Annotated in this window: 21 protein-coding genes; 17 read left to right on the top strand and 4 right to left on the bottom strand. The window is 70.1% G+C overall.

The window, feature by feature from the left end; all coding sequences use genetic code 11:
- Positions 1 to 19 precede the first annotated feature (19 nt).
- The 6 genes from sucB to pilH all read left to right on the top strand — a co-directional run bounded on the left by sucB (position 20) and on the right by pilH (position 6,076).
- A complete protein-coding gene (gene sucB / locus IB242_RS10540; protein WP_192278916.1) occupies positions 20 to 1,222 on the top strand; it encodes a dihydrolipoyllysine-residue succinyltransferase in 1,203 nt (400 codons plus the stop codon).
- Between the two features lie 135 nt (positions 1,223 to 1,357).
- Positions 1,358 to 2,800, top strand: coding sequence for a dihydrolipoyl dehydrogenase (gene lpdA, locus IB242_RS10535; RefSeq protein ID WP_192278914.1), 1,443 nt, complete (start codon positions 1,358 to 1,360; stop codon positions 2,798 to 2,800).
- A 138-nt stretch (positions 2,801 to 2,938) separates the two neighbouring features.
- On the top strand, positions 2,939 to 3,253 hold the full coding sequence (locus IB242_RS10530) for a hypothetical protein (RefSeq protein ID WP_192278912.1): 315 nt from the start codon (positions 2,939 to 2,941) through the stop codon (positions 3,251 to 3,253).
- A gap of 1 nt (position 3,254) precedes the next feature.
- Positions 3,255 to 3,848 (top strand): TIGR00730 family Rossman fold protein, encoded by a 594-nt coding sequence (locus tag IB242_RS10525; RefSeq protein WP_192278910.1) that lies wholly within the window; start codon positions 3,255 to 3,257, stop codon positions 3,846 to 3,848.
- A 629-nt stretch (positions 3,849 to 4,477) separates the two neighbouring features.
- Complete coding sequence (locus IB242_RS10520; RefSeq protein ID WP_192278908.1) at positions 4,478 to 5,473, top strand: YhdH/YhfP family quinone oxidoreductase; 996 nt, start codon at positions 4,478 to 4,480, stop codon at positions 5,471 to 5,473.
- 213 nt (positions 5,474 to 5,686) lie between these two features.
- Positions 5,687 to 6,076, top strand: coding sequence for a twitching motility response regulator PilH (pilH, locus tag IB242_RS10515; RefSeq protein WP_192278906.1), 390 nt, complete (start codon positions 5,687 to 5,689; stop codon positions 6,074 to 6,076).
- A 40-nt stretch (positions 6,077 to 6,116) separates the two neighbouring features.
- On the opposite strand, the gene IB242_RS10510 is transcribed toward pilH, so the two are convergent.
- Together IB242_RS10510 and IB242_RS10505 are read right to left on the bottom strand one after the other, a co-directional pair.
- On the bottom strand, positions 6,117 to 7,007 hold the full coding sequence (locus tag IB242_RS10510) for a DnaJ C-terminal domain-containing protein (protein ID WP_192278898.1): 891 nt from the start codon (positions 7,005 to 7,007) through the stop codon (positions 6,117 to 6,119).
- Between the two features lie 182 nt (positions 7,008 to 7,189).
- A complete protein-coding gene (locus IB242_RS10505; RefSeq protein ID WP_192278888.1) occupies positions 7,190 to 7,609 on the bottom strand; it encodes an Hsp20/alpha crystallin family protein in 420 nt (139 codons plus the stop codon).
- 147 nt (positions 7,610 to 7,756) lie between these two features.
- On the opposite strand from IB242_RS10505, the gene IB242_RS10500 reads away from it, so the two are divergent.
- Positions 7,757 to 8,236, top strand: a complete 480-nt coding sequence (locus IB242_RS10500; protein ID WP_192278886.1) for a peroxiredoxin — start codon at positions 7,757 to 7,759, stop codon at positions 8,234 to 8,236.
- Positions 8,237 to 8,997: 761 nt separating this feature from the next.
- On the opposite strand, the gene IB242_RS10495 is transcribed toward IB242_RS10500, so the two are convergent.
- Positions 8,998 to 10,029, bottom strand: coding sequence for a cysteine synthase A (locus IB242_RS10495; RefSeq protein WP_192278884.1), 1,032 nt, complete (start codon positions 10,027 to 10,029; stop codon positions 8,998 to 9,000).
- Between the two features lie 95 nt (positions 10,030 to 10,124).
- On the bottom strand, positions 10,125 to 12,536 hold the full coding sequence (gene pbpC, locus IB242_RS10490) for a penicillin-binding protein 1C (RefSeq protein WP_343237126.1): 2,412 nt from the start codon (positions 12,534 to 12,536) through the stop codon (positions 10,125 to 10,127).
- Between the two features lie 217 nt (positions 12,537 to 12,753).
- Between pbpC and ccmA the strand changes: the two genes are divergently transcribed.
- The 10 genes from ccmA to IB242_RS10440 all read left to right on the top strand — a co-directional run bounded on the left by ccmA (position 12,754) and on the right by IB242_RS10440 (position 20,183).
- The gene (gene ccmA, locus IB242_RS10485; RefSeq protein ID WP_192278880.1) at positions 12,754 to 13,395 is read left to right on the top strand and encodes a heme ABC exporter ATP-binding protein CcmA; all 642 of its coding nucleotides are present in this window, start codon (positions 12,754 to 12,756) and stop codon (positions 13,393 to 13,395) included.
- A complete protein-coding gene (gene ccmB, locus IB242_RS10480; RefSeq protein WP_192278878.1) occupies positions 13,392 to 14,078 on the top strand; it encodes a heme exporter protein CcmB in 687 nt (228 codons plus the stop codon). Before ccmA ends, ccmB begins: the two co-directional genes overlap by 4 nt.
- A 115-nt stretch (positions 14,079 to 14,193) precedes the next feature.
- The gene (gene azu / locus IB242_RS10475; protein WP_192278876.1) at positions 14,194 to 14,643 is read left to right on the top strand and encodes an azurin; all 450 of its coding nucleotides are present in this window, start codon (positions 14,194 to 14,196) and stop codon (positions 14,641 to 14,643) included.
- 142 nt (positions 14,644 to 14,785) lie between these two features.
- Positions 14,786 to 15,535 carry a heme ABC transporter permease CcmC gene (gene ccmC / locus IB242_RS10470; RefSeq protein ID WP_192278874.1) on the top strand — a complete coding sequence of 250 codons (750 nt, stop codon included), beginning with the start codon at positions 14,786 to 14,788 and terminating at the stop codon, positions 15,533 to 15,535.
- Positions 15,532 to 15,699: a heme exporter protein CcmD gene (gene ccmD / locus IB242_RS10465; protein ID WP_192278865.1), complete on the top strand. Its 168-nt coding sequence runs from the start codon at positions 15,532 to 15,534 to the stop codon at positions 15,697 to 15,699. The genes ccmC and ccmD overlap by 4 nt, the downstream gene beginning before the upstream one ends.
- On the top strand, positions 15,696 to 16,163 hold the full coding sequence (ccmE, locus tag IB242_RS10460; protein WP_192278863.1) for a cytochrome c maturation protein CcmE: 468 nt from the start codon (positions 15,696 to 15,698) through the stop codon (positions 16,161 to 16,163). Before ccmD ends, ccmE begins: the two co-directional genes overlap by 4 nt.
- A gap of 42 nt (positions 16,164 to 16,205) precedes the next feature.
- Positions 16,206 to 18,125 carry a heme lyase CcmF/NrfE family subunit gene (locus IB242_RS10455; RefSeq protein WP_192278861.1) on the top strand — a complete coding sequence of 640 codons (1,920 nt, stop codon included), beginning with the start codon at positions 16,206 to 16,208 and terminating at the stop codon, positions 18,123 to 18,125.
- Positions 18,122 to 18,697, top strand: a complete 576-nt coding sequence (locus IB242_RS10450; RefSeq protein WP_192278859.1) for a DsbE family thiol:disulfide interchange protein — start codon at positions 18,122 to 18,124, stop codon at positions 18,695 to 18,697. The genes IB242_RS10455 and IB242_RS10450 overlap by 4 nt, the downstream gene beginning before the upstream one ends.
- A gap of 77 nt (positions 18,698 to 18,774) precedes the next feature.
- Positions 18,775 to 19,146 carry a cytochrome c-type biogenesis protein gene (locus IB242_RS10445; RefSeq protein WP_192279282.1) on the top strand — a complete coding sequence of 124 codons (372 nt, stop codon included), beginning with the start codon at positions 18,775 to 18,777 and terminating at the stop codon, positions 19,144 to 19,146.
- Complete coding sequence (locus IB242_RS10440; protein ID WP_192278857.1) at positions 19,140 to 20,183, top strand: tetratricopeptide repeat protein; 1,044 nt, start codon at positions 19,140 to 19,142, stop codon at positions 20,181 to 20,183. The genes IB242_RS10445 and IB242_RS10440 overlap by 7 nt, the downstream gene beginning before the upstream one ends.
- Positions 20,184 to 20,220 lie beyond the last annotated feature (37 nt).

Here is a 20,220-nt window from a genome sequence, read left to right as displayed (position 1 = left end):
CACACGCTCAGGACGCCCCATGGCCACCGAAGTCAAAGTTCCGGTCCTCCCCGAATCCGTATCCGACGCCACCATCGCCAGCTGGCACAAGAAGGCCGGCCAGGCGGTCAAGCGCGACGAGAACCTGGTCGACCTGGAGACCGACAAGGTGGTCCTCGAGGTGCCCTCGCCGGTCGACGGCGTGCTCAAGGAGATCAAGTTCCAGGAAGGCGACACCGTCACCAGCTCGCAGGTCCTGGCCGTGATCGAGGAAGGTGCGGTCGCCGAGGCAACTCCGGCCGCCGAAGCCAAGGCCGAGGCGCCTGCCGCTGCCGCCCCGGCCGCTGCGCCGGCCAAGGCCGCCGCTCCGGCACCGGCCGCCAAGTCCGCCGGTGGCGAGCTGCCGCCGGGCGCGCGCTTCACCGCCGCGAAGGAAGGCATCGATCCGTCGCAGGTCGACGGCACCGGCCGTCGTGGCGCGGTGACCAAGGAAGACCTGATCAACTACGCGAAGAACGGCGGCGCCGGCAAGGCCGGCGGCGCACGTCCGGAAGAGCGCGTGCCGATGACCCGCATCCGCAAGACCATCGCCTCGCGCCTGATGCAGTCCAAGGACTCGATCGCGATGCTGACCTCGTTCAACGAGGTCAACCTGGGCAAGGTGATGGCGCTGCGCAAGGAACTCGGCGAGCAGTTCCAGAAGGAGCACGGCATCAAGCTCGGCTTCATGAGCTTCTTCGCCAAGGCCGCCGCCAACGCGCTGCAGCGCTATCCGATCATCAACGCCTCGGTGGACAAGGACGACATCATCTACCACGGCTACGCCGACATCTCGATCGCCGTGTCGACCGAGAAGGGCCTGGTGACCCCGGTGCTGCGCAACGTCGAGCGCCTGGGCTTCGCCGAGATCGAGCAGGGCATCGCCGAGTACGCCAAGAAGGCGCGCGACGGCAAGCTGGGCCTGGACGACCTGCAGGGCGGCACCTTCACCATCACCAACGGCGGCACCTTCGGCTCGCTGATGTCGACCCCGATCGTCAACCCGCCGCAGAGCGCGATCCTGGGCATGCACGCCATCAAGGAGCGTCCGGTGGTGGAGAACGGCCAGATCGTGATCGCGCCGATGATGTACATCGCGATCTCCTACGATCACCGCATCATCGACGGCAAGGACGCGGTGCTGTTCCTGGTGGACATCAAGAACCAGCTCGAGAACCCGCACCGCATGCTGCTGAGCCTGTAAGGGCCGGGAAGCGTCAAGGGAGCGCGCCTGGCGCGCTCGATGGCGAGGGAGAGAGGTGGCGCGCCACCCTTCCCTTCGCCATGTACCGCCTCATCACGCGATGAGCGCCAGACATCCAGCAAAAGGTTTCTGTCCATGAGCGAACAACAGCACTTCGACGTCGTCGTCATCGGTGCCGGCCCGGCCGGTTACCACGCCGCCATCCGCGCCGCCCAGCTGGGCCTGAAGACCGCCTGCATCGACGCGGCGCTCGGCAAGGACGGCAAGCCCGCCCTCGGCGGCACCTGCCTGCGCGTGGGCTGCATCCCGTCCAAGGCGCTGCTCGATTCCTCGCGCCAGTTCTGGAACATGGGCCACATCTTTGGCGACCATGGCATCAGCTTCAAGGACGCGAAGATCGACGTCGAGGCGATGGTTGGCCGCAAGGACAAGATCGTCAAGCAGTTCACCGGCGGCATCGCCCAGCTGTTCAAGGCCAACAAGGTCGCGCCGTACTACGGCTTCGCCACCCTGCACCCGAACCGCCTGGTCAAGGTCGCCCAGCACGACGGCACCGAGGTCGAGCTGACCGGCACCAACATCATCATCGCCGCCGGTTCGGATTCGATCGAACTGCCGTTCGCGAAGTTCGACGGCGAGACCATCGTCGACAACGTCGGCGCGCTGGATTTCACCGAAGTCCCCAAGCGCCTGGCCGTGATCGGCGCCGGCGTGATCGGCCTGGAGCTGGGCAGCGTGTGGAAGCGCCTGGGCGCCGAGGTCACCATCCTCGAGGCGCTGCCGGACTTCCTGGCCGCCGCCGATGCCGAAGTCGGCAAGGTCGCGCTGAAGGAATTCAAGAAGCAGGGCCTGGACATCAAGCTGGGCGCCAAGGTCAGCAAGACCGAAGTCACCGGCAAGGGCAAGAAGAAGGAAGTCGTCGTCAGCTACACCGACGGCGCCGGCGAGCAGACCCTGACCGTCGACAAGCTGCTGGTCGCCGTGGGCCGCAAGGCCGCGTCCAAGGGCCTGCTGGCCGAGGGCACCGGCGTGAAGCTGACCGAGCGTGGCCAGATCGAGGTCGACGACCACTGCCACACCGGCGTCGACGGCATCTGGGCGGTCGGCGACTGCGTGCGCGGCCCGATGCTCGCGCACAAGGGCTTCGAGGAAGGCGTCGCGGTGGCCGAGCTGATCGCAGGCCTGCCGGGCCACGTCAACTTCGACACCATCCCGTGGGTCATCTACACCGAGCCGGAACTGGCCTGGGCCGGCAAGACCGAGCAGCAGCTGAAGGCCGAGGGCATTCCGTACAAGGCCGGCAGCTTCCCGTTCGCCGCCAACGGCCGTGCGGTGGCGATGGCCGAACCGGCCGGTTTCGTGAAGGTGCTGGCGCATGCCGAAACCGATCGCGTGCTGGGCATGCACCTGGTCGGCGTCAACGTCTCCGAGCTGGTCCACGAGGGCGTGCTGACGATGGAGTTCAGCGGCTCGGCCGACGACCTGGCCCGGATCTGCCACGCGCATCCCTCGCTGTCCGAGGTCGTCCACGACGCGGCGATGGCGGTCGACAAGCGCGCGATCCACAAGGCGAACTGATCGCCGCGCAGGCACCAGAACGGCCCGGGCTCGCCCCGGGCCGTTGCGTTTTGGGGACCCCACTCGATGCGAACCTGCCTTCCTCCCGTTCTCCTGCCCGTCCTGCTGCTCTGCACGCTGTCATCCGGTGCCCATGCCATGACCGAGCCCGTCATCGAAAACGCCCGTCCCGCCCATGACCGCTGTGCGCTGGTGCGCGTCGGCATGTCCTACCGGGACGCACTGGCCACGATGGGCCGCGATCCCGACAGCACGCTCTCCGGGCATGCGGAGGCAGGCCCCGACGGGCAGCCACCCGCAGGCAGCTACGCGATCGATGCCTGGAACAGCGTCGACGCCCGGAACCGTCCCCTCATCTCCAGCATCCGTTCCAGCGGTGGCGTGGTCGAGGAGGTCGCATGCGGCCGCCCGGCGCCGACGCCCGCTCCCGCCCCACTCTCCTCCGGACTCTGACATGCGCTCCCTCTGCGTCTATTGCGGCTCCAACGCCGGCAGCAAACCCATCTACACCGAACGCGCGATCGCCCTAGGCGATCGCCTGGCCAGGGATGGCCTGCGCCTGGTCTACGGCGGCGGCAACGTCGGCCTGATGGGCACGGTCGCCAATGCCGTGCTCGCCGGCGGCGGCGAAGTCACCGGCGTGATCCCAAAGCAGCTGGCCGACTGGGAAGTGGCGCATCGTGGCCTGACCGAGCTGGAGATCGTCGGCTCGATGCACGAGCGCAAGATGCGCATGTTCGAGCTCTCCGACGCCTTCGTCGCCCTGCCCGGCGGCTTCGGCACGATGGAGGAGATCTTCGAGATGCTGACCTGGCGTCAGCTCGGCATCGGCAGCAAGCCCTGCGCTTTCCTCGACATCGACGGCTTCTACGCCCCGCTGATCGGGATGATCGACCGCATGGTCGAAGAGCGCTTCCTGCACCCCGACCAGCGCGCCGATCTCTGGTACGGCAGCGACATCGACGCGATGCTGGCGTGGATGCGGACGTATGAACCGGCGCAGGCGTCCAAGTGGATCGACGAAAAGCGTCGAAGCATCATGAAGTAGGAGGCGCCGCGTGATGCGGTGCGTCACTGACGCACGCCGAAGACACGCGCCAACAGTGTCGGAGCGCCTGTAGGAGGCCGCTCGAGGCCGACCGCCATGCATGACGATGCGACTGTCACGACGGACGCGTGGCCGCCGCGGCTGCAGCCGCTCCTACAGGATCGAGCCCTCGCGCCTGGCGCGTCACTGACGCACGCTCCAGACATGCGCCGACAGTATCGGGGCACCTGCAGGAGGCCGCCCAATGCCGACCGCCATGCATGACGATGCGACTGCAACGACGGACGCATGGCGGTCGCGGCTGCAGCCGCTCCTACAGGATCGAGCCCTCGCGCCTGGCGCGTCACTGACGCACGCTCCAGACATGCGCCGACAATATCGGGGCGCCTGCAGGAGGCCGCCCGAGGCCGACCGCCATGCATGACGATGCGACTGCAACGACGGACGCATGGCGGTCGCGGCTGCAGCCGCTCCTGCAGGAGCCCGCCAGTAGCGTAATGCGTCACAGGCATGTGCCGCGTACAACGTCCGAGCCCCGACGCTGTGAAGCCCACCGCTCCGACAAAGGTCGGACATCGACCGCGGGCATCCCATGACAGAATCGGAGCACACCTGCACGAGGATCCATCATGTCGGTACCGGCCAGTTTTCCCGCCTTCCGCATCCATAACGACGACAGCGGCTACCGCAGCGGCATCGAGGCGCTGCCGCTGGAAGCGCTGTCGCCGGGCGAGGTCGTGATCAAGGCCGCCTGGTCGTCGGTCAACTACAAGGACGCGCTGGCGGGCACCGGCAAGGGCAAGATCCTCCGACGGTTCCCGCTGGTCGGCGGTATCGACGTCGCCGGCCATGTCGTCGCCTCCAGCGATGCGCGCTTCCGCGAAGGCGATCCGGTGCTGGTCACCGGCTGCGGCCTCAGTGAAACCCGCGATGGCGGCTACGCGGCCTATGCGCGCCTGCCGGCGGAATGGGTGATTCCGCTGCCTGCCGGCCTCGATCCGCGCGAGGCCATGATCCTGGGCACGGCCGGCTTCACCGCCGCGCTGGCGTTGTACAGGATGCGCGAGAACCGGCAGACACCCGCCCTCGGCCCGCTCGCGGTCACCGGCGCCACCGGTGGCGTCGGCTCGCTGGCGGTGGCGATCTTCAGCAAGGCCGGTTACGAGGTGCATGCGATCAGCGGCAAGGCCGACCAGGCCGGCTACCTGAAGGCGCTCGGCGCGTCCGAGGTCCTCGGCCGCGATGCGCTCGAGGCCAGGCGCCCGCTCGAATCGGTCCGCTTCGGCGGCGGCCTGGACAACGTGGGCGGGCCGATGCTGGTCAGCCTGCTCGCCCAGACGACGCCCTACGGCAACGTCGCCGCGGCCGGCCTGGCCGGTACGCCCGAACTGGACATGACGGTGATGCCGTTCATCCTGCGCGGCGTGTCCCTGCTGGGCATCGGTTCGGCCGGCACCGCGCGTGATGTGCGCGACGACATCTGGCACCTGCTCGCCAGCGAGTGGAAGCCGTCCAGCCTGCAGACGATCTGCACGCGCGAAGCCAGCCTGGAACAGCTGCCCGAGGTCTTCGACACCATGCTGGCCGGCGGCTCGCTCGGCCGCACCGTGGTGCGCCTGCCATAAGGCGCGCTGCGTGCCTGCCCGCCGCCGCCCTGCAGCGCGACGTGTCCGTACACCGAGGCAGGGTCCGGCGAGCTGTACCGCGCATCCGGCGATCGCCCCTTTGCCGGCCCCGGATCATGAACCGTTTCGCGGGCGTCGGCCGGGCCGGGAGACGCGGTGGCGCGCTCCCGGCGAATGGCTATACTCGCCGCGGGGACAATCCGGGGATTTGGTATGGCTCGCATCCTGATCGTGGACGATTCGCCGTCGCAGTTGCTCGGCATCCAGCGCATCGTCGAGAAACTGGGACATGAAACGCTGACCGCCGAAGATGGCGCCGCCGGTGTCGACGTGGCCAAGGCTACGCTGCCCGACCTGATCCTGATGGACGTGGTGATGCCCAACCTCAACGGGTTCCAGGCCACGCGGACGCTCAGCCGCGATGCCAGCACCCGCGACATTCCGGTGGTGCTGGTCACGACCAAGGACCAGGACACCGACCGGATGTGGGGCATGCGCCAGGGCGCGCGCGCCTACCTCACCAAGCCGTTCTCGGAAGGCGACCTGTCCGAGCTGATCGGCCGCCTGCTCAACGGCGAGGCGCCGGTCGCACCGACCGCCTGAACCACAACGGCCCGGGATCCGGGCCGTTGCATCCGCTCCATCACTCGTCGCCGAACGCCTTGGCCAGCGTGCGGTAGGCCTTGCGCTGCGCCTCGGTGACCGGCGCCGGCGCCTGCACCTCGAGCTCGACGATCTGGTCGCCGGCCGGCTCGCCCGGCAGCCCGCGGCCACGCAGCCGCAGCTTGCGGCCCGAATCGGAGTCGGCCGGGATCTTCAGCTCCACCGGGCCGCCCAGGGTCGGCACGCTCAGGGTGGTGCCGAGCGCCGCCTGCCACGGCTGCACCGGCAGCGTGTACAGGATGTTGCGCCCGTCGACCTCGAACTGCGGATGCGCCTGGTACTCCACCTCCAGCAGCAGGTTGCCGCCACCGGTGCCCTGCCCGGTCAGGCGGATCGACTGGCCTGCACGGATGCCCCTGGGGACCCGCACGTCGAGCTGACGGCCATTGAGCGTGATGCGCACGCTGTCGCCCTTGTAGACCGCCTCCAGCGGCACCGCGAGCTTGGCCCGGGTGTCGCCACGCGGCGGCGCACCGCCCGCACGCGGCCCGGCGCCGGCCGCCCGCTGGCGCGCGAACAGGCTCTCGAAGAAATCGCTGAAGCCTCCGTTGCCCGGGCCGCCGCGGCCGCCCATGTCGCCGAACACCTCGCCGAAGTCGAAGTCGGCGCCTCCGAAGCCGCCCGGCGGCGGCCGGACTTCCTCGCCCGGCCGGTAGCCCTGCGCGCGCAACTGGTCGTAGGCCGCGCGCTTCTGCGGATCGCGCAGCGCCTCGTAGGCCTCGCCGATCGCCTTGAAGCGATCCTCGGCATCGGCCTCCTTGCTCACGTCCGGATGGTACTTGCGCGCCAGACGGCGGTAGGCGGACTTGATCTCCGCCTCGCCTGCGCTGGGCTCGACCCCCAGAATCGCGTAGTAATCCTTGAACTCCATCGACTCACCATGCCTGCGGTTGCGGCCCTGCCTTCCACACGGAACGCACGGCCTGGAACGAGAACGGCCCGCGACGCGGACGCCACGGGCCGTGATTCTAGCGAGTGTGGCCGGCAATCACCGGCCCACCGCCGTCCCGCCTGCGCCTCACGCGCCCGCAGACCTCCCTGACGCCATCCGGATCACTGCACCTGGATCCGGCGCGGTGCGACATCGGCCCGCTTGGGGATGTCGATCCGCAGCACGCCATGACGGCCGCTGGCGGTGATCGCGTCGGCATCTGCACTGTCGGGCAGCGCGAAACGCCGCTCGAATCCACCATGGACGCGTTCGCTGCGGGTCTGCTGCCCCCCTTCGGCGAATGCCTCGGCGGTGCGCTCACCCTTCAGGCTGAGCACACCCTTGTCCATCTGGATCTCGATGGACTGCGGGTCGACGCCGGGAATGTCGGCGAGGATCACGAAACGGCCGGCCTCCTCGTGGATGTCGACACGCGGCGACCACTGGCCGGACGCACTGCCGCCCTGGGAGGCGCCGAACAGGCGGCCGATCTCGCCCTGCAGCTGGGCCGGCAAGGACGCACGGTAATGGACGATTGCCATGGAACTTCTCCTGTCTGTGGGAAGCCGCTGCAGTGGCGCGCGGCGATGACAGGAACGTAGGTGCGGGCAACGGGCTTTCAAGCGTCGGCCACGGCGTCGCGCCGGCGGCGCTAGAATCCGTTCAGCCTCCTTTTCCAGGACCGTCCAATGACCGTCAACATCGGCGACCGCATTCCCGAAGTCGTGCTCAAGCGCATCCGCGAAGGCGTCGAGAGCATCGACACCCCGACCCTGTTCGACGGCCGCAAGGTGCTGCTGTTCGCCGTGCCCGGCGCCTTCACTCCGACCTGCTCGGAAAAGCACCTGCCCGGTTACGTCGCCCATTTCGAGCAGTTCCGCAGCCGCGGCATCGACGTGATCTGCCTGGCGGTGAACGACCCCTTCGTCCTGCAGGCCTGGGGCCGCACCCTCGACGCCCCGGCCGGTCTGCAGCTGGTCTCCGACGGCAACGCCGAGCTGACCCGCGCACTCGGCCTGGAAATGGATGCCAGCGGCTACGGCATGGGCGTGCGCGCCAAGCGCTTCGCGCTGTATGCCGAGGACGGCATCGTGAAGCAGCTGTTCGTCGAGGCGCCGGGAGAGTTCAAGGTCTCGGCGGCCGAGTACGTGCTCGAGCACCTGGGCTGAGCCTGTTTCCCGGGATCGGCTGCACAGGCAGCTGATCCTGCTGCGGGACCTGCTATTGCTGTTGCTTGCGCTCTGCTGTTGCCATGGACCTTGATCCATTCGAGCCTTGAAGCGAGCCGAGCATCGCAGTGGCGATAGGGGCGTAGAGGCCCACGTGTCTGAGCGAAGCGAGTTGTGGGCCGTCCCGAAAAGGGGATAAATCCCCCATCGACGCGAGAAGCGCAGGGAACCGACCGGCGCAGCCGGTTGGATCGCGTTCTACGGACCCCCTTCTCGGGGCAGGCGACGGCGGTTTTGGTTCCTTTTGACAAGACAAAAGGAACCCGCGCAACAGCGCGGAAGCCGCTGGCCTTGGCCTCAAGATTCTGCTCCATGCATTCGCTCGCACTGAAGCGAAGACCACAGCACTGCGGAAGCGGAGCAACTGCTCACGCCAGAACCAAAGCTTGGCAGCAACAGCTTCCGCACTGTCGTGCGGCTTACTTTTGTCTTGGCAAAAGTAAGCAAAACCGCAGGCGCCGACGCAATCCGGCGCTATGCGCCGGTCCCCTGTGCTTCTCGGCGATCAGGGCACGGCGCCCAAACTCGCTGCGCTCAAACAAGGGCGCCTCTTCGGCCCTGACCGCCTGCGATGCTCGGCTTGCTTTAAGGCGCCGAAGATCAGAATCACGATCAAGTGCTGGAGCAGGAGCCGGGGCAAAAGCAAAGTACAAGCAACGGCAACGGCAACGGCAACGGCAACGGCGTAGATTGCCGCGGTGTCACTCCTGCGGGAACGCCGCCTCCAGCCACTTGGGCACCGGCAATCCCTTCGCATGCAGGAACGCCGGATTGAACAGCTTTGACTGGTAGCGCGTGCCCGCATCCGCAAGCACCGTCACCACCGTGTGCCCCGGGCCGAGCTGCTGCGCCAGACGCACCGCGCCGGCGACGTTGACGCCGCTGGAACCGCCCACGTTCAACCCCTCCCGTACCATCAGCGCATGCACCCACGGCAGCGATTCGCTGTCGTGGATCGACCAGGCCAGGTCGATCGGAGCGCCATCGAAATTGGCGGTGATCCGGCTCGAACCGATGCCTTCGGTGATCGATCCCCCCTCGGCCTTGAGCTCGCCAGTGGTGACGTAGTTCGCCAGGGCCGAGCCAGCCGGGTCGGCCAGGGCGATGCAGACACCCGGCTTGAACTGCTTCAGCGCCTGGCCGACGCCGGCCAGGGTGCCGCCGGTGCCGGTGGCGCAGACGAATCCGTCCACCCGCCCTGCGGTCTGCTCCCAGATCTCCACGCCGGTGGTGCGCGCATGGAAGTCGCGGTTGGCGGTGTTGTCGAACTGGTTGGCGAACCAGGCGCTGCCCGGATCGGCCGCGTTCATCGCCTCGGCCAGGCGCCGCGCCACGTGCGCGTAATGATCCTGGTTGGCGTAGGGCACCGCGGGGACCAGACGCACCTCGGCACCGGTGACGCGCAGCGCGTCGATCTTCTCCCGGCTCTGGGTCTGCGGCATCGTGATGATGGTGCGGTAACCGCGGCTGCCGGCCAGCAGCGCCAGTCCGATGCCGGTGTTGCCCGCGGTGCCCTCGACGATGGTGCCGCCACGCTGCAGCAGGCCGCGCCGTTCGGCGTCAAGGACGAGCCCCAGTGCCGTGCGGTCCTTGATCGATCCGCCCGGGTTGGCCGATTCGAGCTTGGCCAGCACGTCGCAGCCGGTCAGCGCCGAGGCTTCGCGCAGGCGCACCAGCGGCGTGGTGCCGATGGCCGCGGCCAGCTCTGCGGCGATTGTCGGAGAAGCACCCATCGTCGTGGCCCGTCGGAAGCGAGCGGCTGAGCATAGCGGCTCGCCCGTGCCTGAGGCAGACATCGCGCTCACATCGCGCGGACCTCGGCCGCTGCTCAGTCGGTAGCCGCAGCGCCGTCCAGCGCGGTGCCGGCAGGTCCTGATGCAATGCCCGCGCCGGTGTCCAGCACCCGGAACCGCAGCTGGGCCCAGGCGCCGCTGTCGGCCAGCGCGGTCAGCACGTGCTCGCCGGGCCGGCCGTAATCGTGTTCGAACGGCCGGCCGCCTTCGCTGGTGGCGATCCAGCGCCCGTCGAGCAGCCACTGCACCCGACCGGCGCTGCCCAGCGCACGGACCTGCAGGCGCAGGCCGGCACGGCTGCCGGGGGCGGCGGCCAAGGTCGCACGGTCGCGCAGGCCTTCGATGCGCAGGGTCTCGACCGCCTCGCGCCCGTCGTCCGCGCAGTCGGGCGACAGCGGCGGCAGCCGCGCGGCGCGGCGCTGCCCGGCGCTCAGCCAGGGCGACAGCAGTGCGGGCCAGCGCGCGATCTCGGCCTCGCGCGACGCATGTGCGGCGCTGCAGTCGGCCGACAGCCGCAGGCCGCTGCGTGCGTCCACCCGGAAGCGCTCGCGGCCGGCGCTCCACAGCCGCGCCTCGCGTTCGGGCAGGGTCGGCGGCACCACGTCATCCAGGCTCCAGGCCGGTGCCCGGCGCGCGCACAGCGCCGGCGGGGTCTGCGCGGCGGCCACGCCCAGCGGCCAGCAGATCTCCACCTCGGCGACCTCCGTGGGTCGCGGCACAGGTGCGGCATCGCCCGGCTGGCGCGGCAGGCTGTCGATGGTCTCGAACAGCAGCGGCAGCGCGGTCACCGCACCGTATTGCCCGGGCAGCGCGGTGCCATCGGGCCGGCCCACCCAGACCCCGACCGTGTAGCGGCGCGTGCCACCGACCGCCCAGGCATCGCGGAAGCCGTAGCTGGTGCCGGTCTTCCAGGCGACGCCGGGGCGGCTGCCGGTATCGAAGGCGCCACCGCCATAGCCGGGGCGGGGATTGGACTGCAGGACCTCGCGCACGATCCACGCGGCGCCCGGCGACAGCAGACGCCGCTCGCGCAGTGGCTGCGCCGGGGTGTAGCGCACCTGCCCGGCCACGCCACCCCGCTGGAAGGCGGCGAACGCGCCCACCAGTTCCTCCAGGCGCACGCCGGTGCCGCCCAGGATCAGCGCGAGGTTGGGCCGGCTGCCGCGCGGAAAGCGCAGGCCGACGCCGGCATTGTCCAGGCGCGCGGCGAAGCGCGCCGGGCCAACCCGGTCGAGCAGGTCCACCGCCGGGACGTTCAGCGACAGCCGCAGTGCGCTGGCCGCGCCGATCGGGCCGTTGAAGGCGGTGTCGAAATTGCCCGGGCGGTAGCCGCCGAAATCCTGCGGCGCGTCCACCAGCAGGCTTTCGGAATGGATCAGGCCGTCGTCCAGCGCCATGCCGTACAGGAACGGCTTGAGCGTGGAGCCCGGCGAGCGCCAGGCGCGCACCATGTCCACGTGCCCCAGGCGCGCGGCGTCACCGAACGCGACCGAGCCCACGTAGGCGCGCGCCTCCATGCTGGCGTTGTCGACCACCAGCAGCGCGGCCGAGGTCTTCGGCGGCAGCGACGAGAAGTACGCGGTGACCCGCTCCTCGAGTGCGCGCTGCAGGTCCATGTCCAGCGTGGTCTCGATCCGCTGCGCGCGGGGATCGGCCGCACGCAGCCGCTGCGCCAGCAACGCGGCATGCATCGGCGGCTGCAGCACCCGCGCCACCACCGGTTCGATCCTGGCATCGTCCACCGCGGCCGCGTCCCAGACGCCGAGATCCTGCATCCGCCGCAGCACCTTGTCGCGCGCCGCACGCGCCGCCTCCGGGTGCCGGTCCGGACGCAACCGGCTCGGCGCCTGCGGCAGCACCGCCAGCAGCGCGGCCTCGGCGTGCGACAGCTGCGCGGCGGACTTGCCCAGGTAGGCCCAGCTGGCGGCCTCGACGCCTTCGATGGTGCCGCCATAGGGCGCACGCTGCAGGTACAGCGCCAGGATCTGGTCCTTGGACAGCCGCGCTTCGAGCTGCAGCGCACGCAGCATCTGCCGCAGCTTGCCGCCGGCGCTGCGGGTCTGCCCGCCGTCGAGGATCCGCGCGACCTGCATGGTCAGGGTGGAGCCGCCGGACACGATGCCGCCGCTGCGCAGCCACTGCCAGGCCGCGCGCGCCATCGCCAGCGGATTGATCCCCGGATGCCGCCGGAACCAGCGGTCCTCGTAGCCGAGCAGCGCCTGCACGAACAGCGGCGATACCGAATCGACCTGCGCCGGGTAGCGCCACACGCCCTCGCGGTCGGCGAATGCACGCAACGGCGTTCCGTCGGCGGCCACCACTACCGTCGCCGTGCCCGCCGCCTCGGGCAACGGCGGCGGGAACGCCAGGTCGAACGCCAGCAGCAGCACGAGCAGGCCGGCCAGAATCCAGCGCAGCAGGCGCCAGCGCGTCGGCGGCCCCGCCACCGCACGCGTGATCCGACCGCACGCCTCCTGCCAACGCCACCGCATCCGCCGTCCCGCTCCCGTGCTGCGCACGACCGGTGCCATGCGAGGGCCGACATCATCCCACGCAGCACCCACTGGGCGGCCCCATGATCGCGATCAAGGCCGCGGACATGCGGCCGGCTACAATGCGCGCCGTTCCCGGATGCAGACAGCGGTGTCCCGTGCCGCGCCCCGAATGACCGCCACGCCTACCCCTGCCCCGCTGCTGGCCGCACATGGTCTGGCGTTCTCGCGCAACGAGACGCCGGTGTTCGGCCCGCTCGACTTCGCGGTCGACGCGGGCGAAGCGCTGCTGGTCCAGGGCGGCAACGGCTCGGGCAAGACCACGCTGCTGCGCGTGCTGGCCGGCCTGCTGCAGGCCGACAGCGGCATCATCGCGATCGAGGGCCGCCCGGCCGCGCCGGCGCTGCGCGCGCAGGCCATCGCCTACCTGGGCCATCTGCATGCGCAGAAGGGCGACCTGTCGGTGCTGGAGAACCTGGACTTCCTGTGCGGCCTGCATGGCCAGCGGGCGAACCAGCGCCAGGAAGACGCGCTGGCCATCGTCGGCCTGTCAGGCTACGAGGACGCGCTGGCCCGGCAGCTGTCGGCCGGGCAGAAGAAACGGCTCTCGCTGGCACGGATGTGGCTGTCGCCGGCACCGCTGTGGCTGCTGGACGAGCCGTACGCCAACCTGGACCTGGAAGGCATCAACCTGGTCAACCGGATGGTCACCGCGCATCTGCGCGAGGGCGGCGCGACCCTGCTGACCACGCATGGCGCCTACGCCGCGCCGCCGGTGCGCACGCGGATGCTGGAACTGGGAGCGGCGGCATGAGCGCGCCGTCCCTGCTCGGCGCGGCCCGGGCCCTGCTGCAGCGCGATCTGCGTCTGGTCTGGCGGCGCCGCGGCGATGCGCTGCAGCCGGCGCTGTTCGCGCTGATGGTCGTGGTGATGTTCGCGCTGGCCATGGGCGGCGAGCGCCAGGTGCTGGAAAAGCACGTGGCCCCGTACGCGATCTGGGTGGCGGTGCTGCTGGCCGGCCTGCTGTCGCTGGACAGTCTGTTCCGCGGCGATGCCGAGGACGGCTCGCTGGAGCAGTGGCTGCTGGCGCCGGTGCCGCTGGCCTGGCTGGTGGCAGTGCGCGTGGCCAGCCACTGGCTGACCACCAGCCTGCCGCTGCTGCTGGCCGTGCCGGTGCTGGGCGAGCTGCTGTACCTGCCGCACGCGCAGCTGGGCATGCTGATGCTGACCCTGCTGCTGGGCACGCCGGTGCTGGGCCTGCTCGGGGCGGTCGTGGCCGCGCTGACCGTCGGCCTGAAGCGCTCCGGCATCCTCGTGGCGCTGCTGGCGTTGCCGCTGTACGTGCCGGTGCTGGTGTTCGGCGCCGGGTCGGTCGCGGCCAGCGCGCAGGGCCTGGATGCCAGCGGCGCGCTGCTGCTGATGGCGGCCGGCCTGGTCGCCTCGGCGGTGCTGGCGCCGATCGCGGCGGCGGCGGCGATCCGTATCTCGCAGGGCTGAACGGTTGTCGCATCCGCGCCCGCCACCGGCTGTCCTTGACTCGGATCAAGGCACCCCGCGCGCGGCGGGGACAGAATCGCACTGCACAACACCGCAAGGTCACAGGAGACCCCGAATGATCCGCAAACTGCTGCTCGCCGCCACCCTGCTCGCTGCCGCTCCGTTCGCCCAGGCCGCCACCTGCTCGATCGATCTGGAAGGCAACGACGCCATGAAGTACAACCTGGGCAACATCGACATCAGCCGCAGCTGCAAGGAGTTCACCGTGAACTTCAAGCACACCGGCAAGATGGCCCGCAACGTGATGGGCCACAACGTGGTCATCGCCAAGACCGCCGACATGAAGGGCGTGGACGCCGACGGCGTCAAGGCCGGCATCGCCGCCGACTACGTCAAGGCCGGCGACGCCCGCGTCATCGCCCACAGCAAGGTGATCGGCGGCGGCGAAACCACCTCGTTCAAGATCCCGGTGGCCAAGCTGGCCGGCACCGACCCGTACGCGTTCTTCTGCAGCTTCCCGGGTCATTCGACCATGATGAAGGGCTCGATCACGCTCAAGCCGTGATCCAGCGCGGGCCACGGTCCTGGCGACCGTGGCCCGGCTTCGCTTGGCTAGCGGGGCATAGTCTGAAAAAATGCAAGGCCCGATGCCTGCCAGGCGCTGGTCCAGGCCGGCGTTGACCCCAGCAAGCGATGCGACTCTGTCCATGAATCCGGTGATGCGCTGGTTCCACCAACTGGGCTCACCCCCGTACTTCGACCGCTTCGCGGCGCGCTGGGCACCCTGGTGCTTCCTGGCCGCGCTGCTGACGATGGGCGTGGGCATCTGGCTGGCCCTGTTCGAGGTGCCGGCCGACTACCAGCAGGGCGACAGCGCCCGCATCCTCTACATCCACGTGCCAGCGGCCTGGATGAGCATGTTCGTGTTCGCCCTGATGGCGCTGTACGCCGCCATCGGCCTGGTCTGGCGGATCAAGCTGTGCGAGATCCTGTCCATGGCCTGCGCGCCGATCGGCGCCGCCTTCACCGTCATCACCCTGGCCACCGGCTCGATCTGGGGCAAGCCGATGTGGGGCACCTGGTGGGACTGGGACCCGCGTCTGACCCTGGAGCTGATCCTGCTGTTCCTGTACCTGGGCGTGATCGGCCTGTACCACGCCAGCGACGACCGCCGCAGCGCGGCGCGCGCGGCCGGCTTGCTGGCCATCGTCGGCGTCGCCCTGCTGCCGGTCATCCGCTACTCGGTCGAATGGTGGGATTCGCTGCACCAGGGCCAGACCATCCGCGTGTTCGGCGAGTCGAGCATGGATGCGAGCATGATCGCGCCGTTGTGGTGGATGGTGATCGGCACCAAGTTCTGGTTCGTCGGCTCGCTGCTGGCGCGTGCGCGCGCCGACAACCTGCGCCGCGAGGCCGGCAAGGACTGGATCCGTCGCCTCTCCGGAGATGCGCCATGAGCTATCTTCCGTACGTGATCGGCGCCTACGCCGTGTTCGTCGTGGTTCTGCTCTGGGATTTCCTCGCCCCGCGCCTGCAGATCCGCCGTGAGCTGCGTGCCGCGCGCCTGCGTGCACGCCGTGCCCGCCCTGCCGCCGCCCCCCAGGGAGAACTGAGCCGATGAACCCCGTCCGCCGCCGCCGGCTGATCTTCGTGATGCTGCTGGTGCTCGCGTCCGGCGCCACCACCGCGCTGGTGGCCATGGCCCTGCAGCGCAACGTCGCCTACCTGTACACGCCGGTCGAGGTATTGCGCGGCGACGCCGGCGAGCGCGCCCGCTTCCGCCTCGGCGGCATGGTCGAGAAGAACTCGTTCAAGCGCGAGGAAGGCTCGCTCGAATCCAGGTTCCTGGTGACCGACGGCGATGCCCTGCTCGAGGTCAGCTACACCGGCCTGCTGCCGGACCTGTTCCGCGAGGGCCAGTCGGTGGTCGCCACCGGTCGCATGCAGGACGGGGTGTTCGTCGCCGACGACGTGCTCGCCAAGCACGACGAGACCTACATGCCCAAGGAAGTGGCCGACAAGATGGGCCTCGCGCACGAGAAGCACAACGTGCCGACCCCGCCGCCGGCGGAGCAGGCGCCTTGACGCCGGCCGACGGCGTCGCCGCGCACGCAACCGGAGCTCCGCATGCTTCCTGAAATCGGCCAGATCCTGCTGATCCTGGCCCTGCTCGTCGCCCTGCTGCAGGGCACGCTTCCGCTGATCGGCGCCCATCGCGGCAATGCCGCCCTGATGGCGCTGGCCCGGCCCACCGCGCATGCCCAGCTGCTGCTGGTGGCCGGCGCGTTCGCGATCCTGACGGTGGGCTTCGTCACCCAGGACTTCTCGGTCAAGTACGTGGCCGACAACTCCAACTCGCTGCTGCCGATGCTGTACCGCTATTCGGCGGTCTGGGGCGCGCACGAGGGCTCGCTGTTGCTGTGGGCGCTGGTGCTGGCGCTGTGGACCTCGGCGGTGGCGCTGTTCTCCCGCGGCCTGCCCGAACCGGTGGTCGCGCGCGTGCTCGGCGTGATGGGCTTCGTCGCGATCGGCTTCCTGGCGTTCCTGATCTTCACCTCCAACCCGTTCGTGCGGCTGCTGCCGGCGGCCACGGAAGGGCGCGACCTGAATCCGCTGCTGCAGGATCCGGGCCTGATCATCCATCCGCCGATGCTCTACTTCGGCTATGTCGGCTTCGCGGTGCCGTTCGCGTTCGCGATCGCCGCGCTGCTCGACGGACGCATCGACGCGCGCTGGCTGCGCTGGACCCGGCCCTGGACCAACGTCGCCTGGGCGTTCCTCACCCTGGGCATCGCGCTCGGCAGCTGGTGGGCGTACTACGAGCTGGGCTGGGGCGGCTGGTGGTTCTGGGATCCGGTCGAAAACGCCAGCTTCATGCCGTGGCTGGCCGGTGCCGCCCTGATCCATTCGCAGGCGGTGACCGAGAAGCGTGGCAGCTTCGCCGGCTGGACCCTGCTGCTGGCGATCGCCTCGTTCTCGCTGTCGCTGCTGGGCACGTTCCTGGTCCGCTCCGGCGTGCTGACCAGCGTGCACGCGTTCGCCGCCGATCCCTCGCGCGGCCTGTTCATCCTGGTGTTCCTGGGCGCGGTGGTCGGTGCCTCGCTGCTGCTGTACGCGCTGCGTGCCGGCCGGCTCGAGGCCGGTGCCGGGTTCCAGCCCGAATCGCGCGAGACCCTGCTGCTGCTCAACAACCTGCTGCTGACCAGCGCCTGCGCGATGGTCCTGCTGGGCACGCTGTATCCGCTGATCGCAGACTCGCTGGACCTGGGCAAGATCTCGGTCGGCCCGCCCTACTTCGGCCTGCTGTTCTTCGTGCTGATGGCGCCGCTGGTGGCCCTGGTGCCGTTCGGTCCGCTGGTGCGCTGGCAGCGCGACCAGGCCTCCAAGGTCGCGCGGCTGCTGCTGCCGTGGCTGGCCCTGGCTCTGGTGCTGGCGGTGCTGGCCTGGTTCATGGCGCCGCAGGGTGCGTGGAAGACCGCGCTGGGCGTGGCCGGTGCGGTCTGGGTCGGCGCGGGCACGCTGTATTTCGTCTGGGGCCGCCTGCGCAAGAGCGGCCGGTTGACCCTGGAAATGTGGGGCATGGTGCTCGGCCACCTGGGCGTGGCCGTGTTCCTGGTCGGCGCGCTGCTGGTCGAGGCGCAGAACGTGCAGCGCGAGGTCGCGCTCAAGCCCGGCCAGTCGCTGGAGGTGTCCGGCTACACCTTCCGCTTCGAGGGGGTAGACGAGAAACAGGGGCCGAACTACCTGTCCGACCGCGGCCACATCCAGGTCCTGCGCGGCGACCGCGAGCTGGTGCTGCTGCATCCGGAAAAGCGGGCCTACGCCAGCGGCGGCCAGGTGATGACCGAGGCCGGCATCCGGCCGGGGCTGACCGGTGACGTCTACGTCGCCCTCGGCGAGCCGCTGGGCGGCGATGCCTGGGCGGTGCGCGTGCACATCAAGCCGTTCGTGCGCTGGATCTGGGCGGGCTCGCTGCTGATGGCGCTGGGCGCCTTCGTCACCGCCGCCGACCGGCGCTTCCGCCGCCTTCCGGAGAAGTCCGCATGAGCACGCAGAACAAGCCCCAGGGCCTGCCGCCGGTCGCCATCGTGATCGGTGCGCTGTTCTTCATCGGCCTGGTGGGGCTGATGCTGCACGGCGTGCTGCGCTCGGGCGACGAGGACCGCGATGTCCTGCCGTCGGCCCTGATCGACAAGCCCGCACCCGCCTTCACCCTGCCCGTCCTGCACGACCCGACCGTCCAGTTCGGCGCGGACGACCTGCGTGGCGCACCGTACCTGCTCAACGTCTGGGGCAGCTGGTGCGCGGCCTGCCGCGACGAGCACCCGGTGCTGACCGCCTTCGCCCAGACCAAGCGCGTGCGCGTGGTCGGCTACAACTGGCGCGACGAGCCGGACGACGCGCTGCGCTGGCTCGAGCGCTACGGCAATCCGTTCTTCGTGGTGGTCGCCGACAAGGAAGGCCGCTACGCGCTGGACTGGGGCGTGGCCGGCGCACCGGAGACCTTCCTGGTCGATGCGCAGGGCAAGGTGCGCTGGAAGCACACCGGGCCGCTGACCGAAGCGATCGTGCGCGAACGGCTGCTGCCGGCGCTGGAGCAGGCGGAGCAGGCGCGGTGAGCCCGGTCCTGCGCGCCCTGCTGCTGGCGCTGGGCCTGCTGCTGTCCGGCCTGGCCGGCGCCCAGCCGGCCGGCGACATGAGCCCGCTGGAGTTCAACGACACTGCCGAGGAAGCCCGCTTCCAGCGGCTGACCGCCGAACTGCGCTGCGTGATGTGCCAGAACCAGTCGCTGGCCGACTCCCATGCGCAGATCGCGCAGGACATGCGCCGCGAAGTGCTTTCGCTGATGCGCGAAGGCCGCAGCGACGCCGACGTGAAGCGCTTCCTCGTCGACCGCTACGGCGAGTTCGTGCTGTACCGCCCGACGGTCGATGCGCATACCTGGGTGCTGTGGTTCGGCCCGGCCCTGCTGCTGCTGGCCGGTGCCGTGGTGGTCTGGCGGATCGTGCGCGCGCGCGCACGGTCGGTGGCCGGCAGCCGTGGCAATGAAGAGGAAACCGAATGGTGACGCCCGTTTTCGCCGCGATCGCCGCGGTGCTCAGCCTGGGCGTGCTCGCCTGGGTGTTGTGGCCGCTGTGGCGCCGGATCGGAGTGCCGCTGGCCGGATCGGTGCTGGCCCTGACCCTAGTGACGTTCGCGCTCTACCAGTGGGTGGGCACCCCCGAGGCGCTGCATCCGGTCGAGACCGAGAACCCGCAGAACCTGGACGAGGCGATCACCCGCCTGCAGGCCGAGCTGGAGCGCAACCCGAACCAGCCCGAGGGCTGGGCGCTGCTGGGGCGTTCGCACGCCACGCTGGGCCGCCTGCTGGAGGCGCGCGAGGCCTATGCGCGCGCGGTGCAGCTGGCGCCGGACGAACCGGCCCTGCTGGTCGACGCCGCCGAATCCCGCGCACTGGCCGATCCGCAGCGCCGCTTCGACGCGCAGGCCGTGCAGTGGCTGCAGCATGCGCTCGCGCGGCAGCCGGGCCATCCGCGCGCGACCTGGTTCCTCGGTGTCTGGCATCGCCAGTCCGGCCGCCCGGCCGACGCCGCAGCGACCTGGGAAACCCTGATCGGCAGCGTCGACGACGCCACCGCGCGCAGCCTGCGCACGCAGATCGACGAGGCCCGCGCCGACGCCGGCCAGGCACCGCTGGCGGCCGCGCCGGCGCCCCCGGAGAGTCCCGCCGGTGCGACCGCGACCGACGCCGCCAGCCACGCGCTGCAGGTCAGGGTCAGCCTGGCGCCGGACGTGGCCGCACGCCTGCAACTGTCCGCGGATGCGACCGTGTTCGTGATCGCACGCGCCCCCGGCGGCCCGCCGATGCCGGTCGCGGCCGAGCGCCACCGCCTGCGCGACCTGCCGCTGGACACGGTGCTCGACGACGCCGACGCCGCCATGCCGACGCTGAAGCTGTCGCAGCTGGACGAGGTCGAGGTGCTGGCCCGGATTTCGGCCGGCGGCGGTGCCGAACGCAGCGCCGACGACCTGGAGTCGACGCCGGTACGGGTCCGCCTGCCGGCCAGCGGACCGCTGGAACTGGTGATCGGCGCCGAGCGCTGATCCGGCGGAACGCTGGATCCCGCCGCCTGCCTGCCGT

The sequence above is a fragment of the Xanthomonas sp. XNM01 genome (assembly GCF_014851915.1).
Taxonomy (GTDB): domain Bacteria; phylum Pseudomonadota; class Gammaproteobacteria; order Xanthomonadales; family Xanthomonadaceae; genus Pseudoxanthomonas.
Note: the sequence above shows the minus strand (reverse complement) of the source record. Positions and strands in the feature narration are given on the sequence as shown.

What these genes read in the sequence shown, in the direction of transcription:
- sucB (WP_192278916.1), top strand. Translation starts at nt 20, where the DNA reads ATGGCCACCGAAGTCAAAGTTCCGGTCCTCCCCGAATCCGTATCCGAC.
- lpdA (WP_192278914.1), top strand. Translation starts at nt 1,358, where the DNA reads ATGAGCGAACAACAGCACTTCGACGTCGTCGTCATCGGTGCCGGCCCG.
- IB242_RS10530 (WP_192278912.1), top strand. Translation starts at nt 2,939, where the DNA reads ATGACCGAGCCCGTCATCGAAAACGCCCGTCCCGCCCATGACCGCTGT.
- IB242_RS10525 (WP_192278910.1), top strand. Translation starts at nt 3,255, where the DNA reads ATGCGCTCCCTCTGCGTCTATTGCGGCTCCAACGCCGGCAGCAAACCC.
- IB242_RS10520 (WP_192278908.1), top strand. Translation starts at nt 4,478, where the DNA reads ATGTCGGTACCGGCCAGTTTTCCCGCCTTCCGCATCCATAACGACGAC.
- pilH (WP_192278906.1), top strand. Translation starts at nt 5,687, where the DNA reads ATGGCTCGCATCCTGATCGTGGACGATTCGCCGTCGCAGTTGCTCGGC.
- IB242_RS10510 (WP_192278898.1), bottom strand. Translation starts at nt 7,007, where the DNA reads ATGGAGTTCAAGGATTACTACGCGATTCTGGGGGTCGAGCCCAGCGCA.
- IB242_RS10505 (WP_192278888.1), bottom strand. Translation starts at nt 7,609, where the DNA reads ATGGCAATCGTCCATTACCGTGCGTCCTTGCCGGCCCAGCTGCAGGGC.
- IB242_RS10500 (WP_192278886.1), top strand. Translation starts at nt 7,757, where the DNA reads ATGACCGTCAACATCGGCGACCGCATTCCCGAAGTCGTGCTCAAGCGC.
- IB242_RS10495 (WP_192278884.1), bottom strand. Translation starts at nt 10,029, where the DNA reads ATGGGTGCTTCTCCGACAATCGCCGCAGAGCTGGCCGCGGCCATCGGC.
- ccmA (WP_192278880.1), top strand. Translation starts at nt 12,754, where the DNA reads ATGACCGCCACGCCTACCCCTGCCCCGCTGCTGGCCGCACATGGTCTG.
- ccmB (WP_192278878.1), top strand. Translation starts at nt 13,392, where the DNA reads ATGAGCGCGCCGTCCCTGCTCGGCGCGGCCCGGGCCCTGCTGCAGCGC.
- azu (WP_192278876.1), top strand. Translation starts at nt 14,194, where the DNA reads ATGATCCGCAAACTGCTGCTCGCCGCCACCCTGCTCGCTGCCGCTCCG.
- ccmC (WP_192278874.1), top strand. Translation starts at nt 14,786, where the DNA reads ATGAATCCGGTGATGCGCTGGTTCCACCAACTGGGCTCACCCCCGTAC.
- ccmD (WP_192278865.1), top strand. Translation starts at nt 15,532, where the DNA reads ATGAGCTATCTTCCGTACGTGATCGGCGCCTACGCCGTGTTCGTCGTG.
- ccmE (WP_192278863.1), top strand. Translation starts at nt 15,696, where the DNA reads ATGAACCCCGTCCGCCGCCGCCGGCTGATCTTCGTGATGCTGCTGGTG.
- IB242_RS10455 (WP_192278861.1), top strand. Translation starts at nt 16,206, where the DNA reads ATGCTTCCTGAAATCGGCCAGATCCTGCTGATCCTGGCCCTGCTCGTC.
- IB242_RS10450 (WP_192278859.1), top strand. Translation starts at nt 18,122, where the DNA reads ATGAGCACGCAGAACAAGCCCCAGGGCCTGCCGCCGGTCGCCATCGTG.
- IB242_RS10445 (WP_192279282.1), top strand. Translation starts at nt 18,775, where the DNA reads ATGAGCCCGCTGGAGTTCAACGACACTGCCGAGGAAGCCCGCTTCCAG.
- IB242_RS10440 (WP_192278857.1), top strand. Translation starts at nt 19,140, where the DNA reads ATGGTGACGCCCGTTTTCGCCGCGATCGCCGCGGTGCTCAGCCTGGGC.